Origin of the sequence: Paraburkholderia sp., assembly GCF_035948235.1 — a bacterium.
In the GTDB taxonomy this organism is placed as follows: Bacteria; Pseudomonadota; Gammaproteobacteria; order Burkholderiales; family Burkholderiaceae; genus Paraburkholderia.
The window spans coordinates 22,967-32,775 of record NZ_DASZJJ010000208.1; the positions used below are offsets into that span (position 1 = coordinate 22,967).

Genomic DNA, 9,809 nt, shown 5'->3' on the forward strand with positions numbered 1-9,809 from the left:
CCGGACGAGGCAACATGGAATCGAACAAGCTGAAAACCGAAGCTCTTCTCATTCGCGTTCAGGAGGTGGTGCGCACGAGCCCGCAGGCAAACGCCGTCGCCGATGTACACGAGACCCTCGACTGGGCTGCGCTGTGGGCGTGGTCGGGGCGTCTGGCCGCGGCGCTGCGCGAGCAAGGTGTGGGCGCGGGCACGCGCGTGGCGCTGGCGCTGCCGCGCGAAGTCGCGCTGGTCGCGAGCATTCTCGCCGTCTGGCGCTTGCGCGCGTGTTACGTGCCGCTCGATCCCGCTTTGCCCGCTGCGCGTCTGCGCTGGCAGGCCGAGGATTGCGGCGCGCGCGTGCTGCTGGCCCACAGCGCGCCCGAGTGGCTGCCCGCAGGCGTGACCACGCTCGCACCGCAGGCGTGGCGTGAAGGCGAGCAGGCCGATGACGTGATCGCCGACGCGGCCGATCTCGTCCAATGGCCCGCTTACGTGATCTACACGTCCGGCTCGACGGGGCGTCCGAAGGGCGTGGAAATCGGCCACGCGGCGCTCGGCGCATACCTGGCCAGCGTGAGCGAGCGCGTACCCGAAGGCGTGCGCAGCGCCGCCTACATTTCGACGCCGGCCGCTGACCTCGGCCACACCGCCTTGTTCGGCGCACTGTGGAATGGCTGGACGCTGCATCTCGTCGATGCGCAGATCGCCGCCGATCCCGACGCCTTCGCCGCCTTCATGCAAGCGCGCGAAGTCGATCTGCTCAAAATCGTGCCGAGCCACCTGGACGCGCTGATGCAGGCCGCGTGTCCCGAGGCCGTGTTGCCGCGCCGCTGCGTGGTGGTGGGCGGCGAGCCTGCGGCGACGCGGCTGGCCGCGCGCATCGCCGCGCTGCGCCCCGCATGCGTCGTGATGAATCACTACGGCCCGACTGAAACGACCGTCGGTGTGCTCACGCGCCATGGCGGCGAGAGCCTCGGCGCGACGCTGCCGCTCGGCACGCCGCTCGCGCATGTGCGTGCGGCGGTGCTCAACAAGGACGGCAATCCGGTGCCGCGCGGCGTCGCGGGCGAGTTGTGCATCGGCGGCGACAGCGTGGCGAGCGGCTATCTGAACCGCGCCGCGCTCACCGCCGAACGTTTCGTGCCCGATCCGCGTGGTGGCGGCGGGCGGCTCTATCGCACCGGCGACAAGGTCAAGCAACTGCCGGGCGGCGAGTTCGCGTTCCTGGGCCGTCTGGACGATCAGGTGAAGATTCGCGGCTATCGCGTCGAGCCGGAGGAAGTGGCTGCGCGTCTGCGCCTGCTGGACGGCGTGCGCGATGCGGTCGTGGTCGCGCGTCGCGACAACGATGAGGAGGAGAGCGCGCTGCGTCTGATCGGCTATGTGACCGCGCAAACGCCGCTCGACGGCGAGGCGCTGCGTGCCCAGCTGGCGGCTGAGTTGCCCGACTACATGGTGCCGACGGCCATCGGCGTGCTGGCGGCGTTGCCGCTCACCGCGAACGGCAAGGTCGATCGCGCGGCGCTGCCCTGGCCGCTCGAACTGGCCGAACACGCGGGCGGCGCGGCAGCGCCCGCCATCGTGGAAGCGCGCAACGACAACGAGCGCGCGCTGCTCGCGGTGTGGCGCGAGGTGCTGAAGAGCGATGCGATCGGCGTAACCGATAACTTCTTCGAAGTCGGCGGGGACTCGATTCTGAGCCTGCAGGTAATCGCGAAAGCACGCCGCGCCGGTCTGCGCCTGACGCCGCGTCAGATGTTCGACAATCCGACCGTCGAGGGCGCGGCGCGCGTGGCAAAGAGCGCGGCGCCTTCAGCACCCATAGCGACCGCCGCGCCCGCTGCGCCGCAAGAGAGGAGCACCCTCGACGCCGCGCTGCTCGCACGCGCCGGTCTTACCGCCGAAGCCGCGAAAACGCTCGAAGCCATCTACCCGGCCACGCCGATGCAGCAGGGCCTGCTGTTCCACGGCATGCTGGAAGGCCAGCCGGGCCTCTACGTTGGACAGATGCGCCTGACGCTGGTAGCGCGCGCGGGCGGCGCGCTCGACGTGAACGCAATGCGCGCCGCGTGGCAGCACGTCGCCGCGCGTCATGCCGTGCTGCGCACGCGCTTCGTCTGGCCTGCCGAGGGCGAGCCGCTGCAAATCGTCGAACGCGAAGCGCAAGTACCGTTCGCGCTGCACGGCATCGACGCGGACAACATCGACACCGCCTGCCGCGACTTTGTAGAAACCGGCTTCGACGCCACGCGTGCGCCGCTGATGCGGGTCGATCTGTTCGCGCGTCCCGACGGCGCGCACGAGCTGGTCTGGACGCATCACCACGCGCTCACCGACGGCTGGTCGAGCGCGCAAGTGCTGGCCGAAGTCGCGCGCGCCTATGAAGCGCCCGCGCGCGGCGAGACGCCCGCGCAAGTCGCCGCCGCGCCGTACTCGCGCTACGTGAAATGGCTGGCGGAACAGCCCGACACACAGTCGTTCTGGACCCAGCGCCTGGCCACGCGCGACGATCCCGCGCGTCTGGCCGATGCACTCGGCCCGGATCTGCGCGCCGCCGACACACCGGCCACCGCGCAAGCCGAGCCGATGCTGATCGAGTCGCTCGCGCCCGCACTCCAGGCTCGCCTTACGCGCGCCGCGCAGGACGCGCGCGTGACGCTCAACACGGTGGTGCAAGCCGCGTGGGCGCTGGTGCTCGCCCGCTTCGCGGGCCGTGCGCAGGTGGCGTTCGGCGCGACGGTGTCGGGTCGTCCAGCCGATCTCGCCGATGCCGATTCGATCGTCGGCCTCTTTATCAACAGTCTGCCGCTGTGGGTCGATGTCGAGCCCGCCGCCGCGCCCGCCGCCTGGCTGCGCACGATCCACGCGCAGACCGTGGCGTTGCAGGACGTCGCGCACACGCCGCTTGCGAAGCTCCAGCAATGGGCGGGCGTGGCGGGCGAAGGGCTGTTCGACAGCCTGATCGTGTTCGAGAACTATCCGCTCGAAGACGCACTGCAAGCGGGCCAGAGCGCCTTCGACGTGCGCGCGGTCCAGACCGTGGACGGCACGCATTACCCGCTCACGCTGATCGTGACGCCGGGCCGCGCAGCGGGCGAGGGCCTTGCGCTCAAGTGGCGTCACGACGCGCGGCGTGTGTCGCGCGCGACGGTCGAACGGCTCGCGCTCCAGTTCCACGCGATCCTCGCGCAACTTGCCGATGCGGTTAGCGCCGGGCAGACGCAGCCGCCTGCCCGTCTCGCGGATATCGCGCTGCAGACGGACACGCCGCCTGCGCCGCCGCGCGCGGCTTACGCATTCGAGCCGGTGAGCGCGCGTCTTGCTGCCATCGCGCGCGCGCAGCCCGACGCGACCGCGCTGCTGTATCCCGCCGATAACGGCGCTATCACGTCGCTCAGCTACGCCGCGCTCGACGCCTGGTCCGCGCGTATCGCGAACCTGTGCGCGCGCGCCTGCGCGGGCCGCACGCGCGAAGTGCGCATCGGCGTGGCGATGGGGCGCTCGCCCGCACTGGTGGCGACGCTGCTGGGCGTGCTGCGCGCAGGCGCGGCCTACGTGCCGCTCGACCCCGCCTATCCCGACGAACGCCTGCATTACATCGCCGCCGATGCGGGGCTCTCGCTCGTGCTCTGCGACGCGGAACAGGCCGCGCGATTCGCGACCCTGCTGCCGGACGTCAGGCATCTGGCCGTGCCAGGCGCGGATGAAACAACCCACGCCGCCGACGCCTCCTTCGATGCGCCCGCCGTCGATCCCCAGCAGCTCGCCTATGTGATCTACACCTCGGGTTCGACCGGGCAGCCGAAGGGCGTCGGCGTCACCCAGGACAATCTGGCGCGCCTGTTCGACGCCACCGCGCCGGAGTTCGGTTTCTCGGCGCAGGACGTCTGGACGCTGTTCCACTCCTACGCGTTCGACTTCTCGGTATGGGAGCTGTTCGGCGCGCTGGTTCACGGCGGCACGCTCGTGATCGTGCCGCAGGACGTGGCGCGCGATCCCGCCCGGCTGCATCGCCTGATGCGCGACACGCGCGTGACGGTGCTGAACCAGACGCCATCGGCGTTCGATGCGCTGGGCGATTACGACGCGACGCAACTGGCAGGCGGCCAGGCGCGCGACGCCTTCGATTCGCTGCGCTATGTGATCTTCGGTGGCGAAAAGCTCGAACCGTCGGCGCTGGCGCGCTGGCTTTCGGCGCGCGAGGCGCAGTCGCTAGCCGCGCCCGCGCTTGTCAACATGTACGGCATCACCGAAACCACGGTCCACGTGACGCTGCGCAGGCTGCGGCGCGAGGACATTTTCACGGGCGCGGCGCCGAGCGTGATCGGCGCGCCGCTGGCCGATCTGTCGCTGCAGGTGCTTGACGGCGCGGCCAGGCCGGTGCCGGCGGGGGCGGTCGGTGAGCTTTATGTGGGCGGCGCGGGGCTGGCGCGCGGCTATCTGGGCCGCGCGGCGCTGACCGCCGAGCGCTTCGTGCCCGATCCGTTTGGCGCGCCGGGTGCGCGCCGCTATCGTTCGGGCGACGTCGCGCGGCGTCTGGCCGATGGCGATATCGACTATCTGGGCCGCAACGACAGCCAGTTGAAGGTGCGCGGTTTCCGCATCGAAGCGGGCGAAGTGGAGGCCGCGCTGCGTGCACAGGCAGGCGTGCGCGCGGCCGTGGTGGAAGTGCGCGATCAGCAGCTGGTCGCATGGGTCGTGGCGACGGCGGGTGCGGTGCTGACGGTCGACGAAGTGCGCGCGCATGCGCGTGCCGCCCTGCCTGCGCATATGGTGCCGACGCGCCTGCTCGTGCTGGACAGCCTGCCGATGACGACCAACGGCAAGCTCGATCGCCGCGCCCTGCCTGCGCCGACCGATGCTGCCGATGCTGCGCATGACGCGTTCATCGCGCCGCGCGACGCCACTGAACGCACGCTCGCGGGCATCTGGCAGCAGGTGCTGGAGCTGCCGCGCGTGAGCGCGGGCGACGACTTCTTTGCGCTCGGCGGCCATTCGCTGCTTGCGGTGCGCGTGCTCGCTGCGGTGCGCGCGTCGTTCGGCGCGGCCCCCGATCTGCGCTCTTTGTTCGATTGCCCGGTGCTGGGCGATTTCGCAGCGGCGGTGAAGGCGGCGAATGGCGTTGAAGTTGCCGATGTGCAGGCCGAAGCCGAAGCCGATGCCGATGCCGATGCCGACACGGCACACGTGCAGACGGACACGCTCCCGCTCAGCGCCGGCCAGCAGCGCCTGTGGTTCCTCTGGAAGCTCGATCCGCACAGCGCCGCCTATCACGTCAACGGTGCGCTCGACCTGGAAGGCACGCTGGATCGCGCGGCGCTGGAAGCGGCGCTGAACGCGCTGGTCGCGCGTCACGCTGCGCTGCGCATGCGCTTCGGCGAAGCGGGCGGCGTGCCTCATCTCACCATCCAGAACACGGCGCGCTGCGATCTGCATGACGTGGACGCCGCCGCGCACGAAGGTCCGCTCGCGACGCTGCTCGACAAGTTGCTCGCGCAACCGTTCGATCTGCTGAATGTGCTGAATGCTGCGCCGCTGCGTGTCACGCTGATCCGCGTGCGTGCCGACCTGCACGTGCTGCAGTTCGTGATGCACCACCTGATCGCCGACGACTGGTCGATTGGCGTGTTACTCGACGATTTTGTGAGCGCTTATCGCGCGCATCGCGATGCGAAGACAGACACGCCCGTCGAAAGCGACGACGCCCACTGGCGCGCGGTCGTGCGTGCGCAGGCCGACAAGCTCGCGAACGGCGGCGCGCAACGCCAGCTCGACTACTGGAAAACGCGTCTCGCGGGCGCGAATGCGCCGCTCGCGCTGCCGGTCGACCGCGTGCGCACGGGAGCGCGCAACAGCGCGGGCGCACGCGTGAGCGCCACGCTGCCGGCGGCGGTGGTTGGCGCGCTGAAAACCCAGGCACAGACGCGCCGCGCCACGCTTTTCATGACCGCGATCGCGGCCTTTAACGCGCTGCTGCATCGACATACGGGCGAGGCTGATATCCGCATCGGCGTGCCGGTCGCGCATCGCGATCTGCCGGGCGCGATGCGCCTCGTCGGCTTCTTCGTCAACACGGTCGTGCTGCGCACCGAGGTCAACGGCATGACGCGCGCAGGCGAACTCGTCGAGCAGGTGCGCGAACGTCTGCTCGAAGCGTATGCGCATCAGGACGTCGCTTTCGCCGATGTGGTCGATGCCTTGCAGCCCGAGCGCGATCTGGCGCAGACGCCGCTGTTCCAGGTAATGGTCAACCAGCAGCAGTCGCACGCGTTCGACGCCGATCTGGATGCCGGGCTGCGGTTGCGCACGCGCGGAGAAGAAGGATCGGAAGCGCAGTTCGATCTGGTGCTGAACCTGGCCGGGCAGGCCGATGGCGCGCTGCGAATGACGCTGACCTACGCGCGCGATGTGTTCGACGCGGCGACGGCCACGCGCATGACGCAGCAGCTTGCCGCGCTGCTCGAACAATGGAGCCGCGCGGACGATGCGCGCGTCGCCTCGTTTGCCTTCGACGATGGGGCGTCGGTGGCGGGGGCGCTGCCCGCGCATCGCTATGAGCCGGTGCATGCGCGCTTCGAGCGCGTCGCGCGGCAGCAGCCCGACGCCATCGCGCTGGCCTGTGACGGCGACACGGTGAGCTACGGCGACCTCGCGGCGTGGGCCGCGCGCGTCGGCACATCGTTGCGGCGCCTGGGAGTGCGCGCCGAAGCGCGCGTGGGCGTGTGCGTGGGGCGCTCGCCTGCGCTGCTTGCCGCTTGCCTGGGCGTATTGCGCGCCGGGGCGGCGTTCGTGCCGCTCGACCCCGACTATCCGGCCGAACGCCTTGTCGCCATGCTTGACGACGCCAACATCGACTGCGTAATCGCCGACGACGATGGCCGCGCGACGCTCGGCGCGGCGCTGGCGCAGCGCACGGTGCTCGATGCGAACGCGTTGCGCGCGAGCGCCGACGTCGCTATCGACGCTAGCGACGTCATGGACGTCACCGAAGTCATTGACGAAACGCGCCTCGCCTACGTGATCTACACGTCGGGATCGACCGGCAAGCCGAAGGGCGTGGCGATCCCGCACGGCGCGTTTGACCGCCTGCTCGCGGGCGTCGGCGATTTTGTGGCGCTGCGTGCCGATGACGTCTGGCTTGCGGCGACTTCGGCATCGTTTGATATTTCGCTGCTCGAACTGTATCTGCCGCTCACGGTGGGTGCGCGCGTCGAACTGGCGAGCCGCGCAACCCAGCGCGATGGCGTGCGCCTCGCGGCGCTGCTCGAAGCGAGCCGCGCGAGCGTGTTCCAGGCCACGCCTTCGGGCTGGAGACTGCTGCTCGCGGGCGGCTGGCGCGGCCGCGCGCTCAAGGGCCTGTGCGGCGGCGAGGCGCTGCCGCCCGATCTAGCGGCGACGCTGCTGGACGCGGGCGTCGATCTGCGCAATATGTACGGCCCGACCGAAACGACCATCTGGTCCGCCGCCGATACTGTTACGCGCGCCGCGCCCGTGGCGCTCGGCCACGCGCTGGCCGATAACGCGCTGCGCGTGGTGGGCCGTGCAGGCGAACCGGTCCCGGCGGGCGGCGTGGGCGAGCTGTGCATCGGCGGGGCAAATCTCGCGCGCGGCTATCTGGGGCGCGCGGCGCAGACCGCCGAGCGCTTCGTGCCGGACCCCACCGGCAACGGTGCGCGTATGTATCGCACGGGCGATCTGTGCCGCGTCGGCAGCGACGCCCGGCTGAGCTATCTGGGCCGCCTCGACCAGCAGATCAAGCTGCGTGGCCACCGCATCGAACCTGGCGAAATCGAAGCCGTGCTGCGCCGCTGCGCGGGCGTGCGCGACGCCGTGGTGGTGCTGCACGCGCACGGCGGCGTGGCGCGTCTGGTCGGTTACGTCGCGGGTGGAGCGGATCTGGACGCCGCGCACATCAACGCGCATCTGCTGGGTCGCTTGCCCGAATACATGGTGCCGGCGGCGCTGGTCGTGCTCGACGCGCTGCCGCTTACGCCGTCGGGCAAGATCGACCGCCGCGCGCTGCCCGCGCCGCTGGCCGACGCGGCGACGCACACGCACCGCGAACCGCAGACGCCAGCCGAAGCCAGCCTGCTCGCGATCTGGCGCACGGTGCTGCGCAGCGACGCGATTGGCGTGACGGACAACTTCTTCATGGCGGGCGGCGACTCGATCCTCAGCCTGCAGATCGTCGCGCTTGCGGCTGAAGCGGGGCTGCGCATCACGCCGCGCCAACTGTTTGAAGCGCCGACAGTCGAGCGCCTCGTGCGGGTGGCGGTGGCTGCCGAAGCTGCGCCCGCCGCGAGCGCGCCTCAGGCGAAGGCCGAAGCCGATTCGCTGTGGCGCTCGCTGGGCCTCACGCCCGAGCACGTCGAGGACGTCTACGCCGCCACGCCGCTGCAGACGGGCCTGCTGTATCACGTCCTCGCGGAGCCGGAGCGGCATGCGTATCTCAATCAGTTGCGCCTGACGTTGCGCGGTCCGCTCGACCGTGCGGCGCTGGCAGCGGCATGGCAGGCTGCGCTGGCGCGCCATGCGGTGCTGCGCACGCGCTTCGAATGGCGACAGGGCGGCACGGTGATGCAGATCGTCCAGCGCCACGTGGAACTGCCTTACGTCGAACTCGATTTTTCGCGTGAGGCCGATTACGAAGCCGCGCTGGCCGCGTGGCGCGAGCGCGATCTGGCGGCAGGCTGCGCGCCCGACGCGGCGCCGTTGATGCGCCTCGCGCTGATCGCGCGCGAAGACGGCGTGGCCGATCTGGTGTGGACCTACCACCATCTGCTGCTCGACGGCTGGAGCACGGTGCGCCTGCTCGACGAGATCCTGCGCGACTATCGCGCGCGCAAGGACGGTTTGACGCCTGTGCTCGCGCCCGTGCAGCCGTTCCGGCGCTACGTCGAATGGCTGGAGCGTCATGCGGGCGCCGATCAGGGCGAAGCATGGTGGCGCGCGCGTGCGCAGGCGGCGGGCGAACCCGCGACGCTGCTCGCGGCGCTGCCGCCGTGCCTGGGCGACGAGCCGGGCACGCATGTGCGCCGCGTGGAGTTGCGCGGCGATCTGGGCGCGCGTCTGAACGACGCCGCACGCCGACATGGCGTCACGCTTAACACGCTGATGCAGGGCGCGTGGGCGCTGTTGATCGCGCGCCGTGTGAACCATCGCAGCGTGGCGTTCGGCACCACGCTGGGCGGGCGGCCCGCGCAACTGCCGGGCGTCGCGGACATGCTCGGTCTGTTCGTCAACAGCCTGCCGGTGTGGGTCGAGGTGACGCCGCAGGCGCGGATCGGCGAGTGGCTCGGCGATCTGCAGCGCCAGTTTGGCGAGTTGCGCGAGCACGAGCACACGCCACTCGCCCGCGTGCAGCAGTGGACCGGCCGCAGCGCCGATGCGCTGTTCGACAGCCTGTTCGTGTTCGAAAACTATCCCGTCGACGACTCTGGCAGCGACGATGCGGCCGGGGCGGCGACGCTCACGATCGAGCGCGCCGATTCGGTCGATCCGACGCATTATCCGCTGGCTGTTTCGGTGATTCCGCGCGGGCGTCTGGCGATCGAGTGGGCGTGGGACGGCGCGCGTATCGACCGCGCGACGGTTGAGACGCTTGCTGCGCAGTATGAAGCGTTGCTGGCGCGGATCGTCGAGGATGGCGCGCGGCATGTCGGTGAGTTGGCGTTGCCCGAGACGGCGCGTGTGCAGGAAGCGCGTGTTTATGGTTTTGGCTCGCTGGCGGAGTCGCTGGTGGCGCAGGCGCGGCGCTCGCCTGATGCGGTGGCGCTGCGGTGTGAGGCGCAATCACTGACGTATGCAGAACTGGAACGCTGGTCGGGT

At 70.4% G+C, this 9,809-nt stretch carries 1 protein-coding gene; it reads left to right on the plus strand.

Translation table 11 applies throughout. The annotated features are described in order from the left end of the window. Positions 1-14 precede the first annotated feature (14 nt). The coding region (locus VG320_RS17905) for a non-ribosomal peptide synthetase (protein ID WP_327201424.1) at positions 15-9,809 on the plus strand (9,795 nt) is incomplete at its 3' end.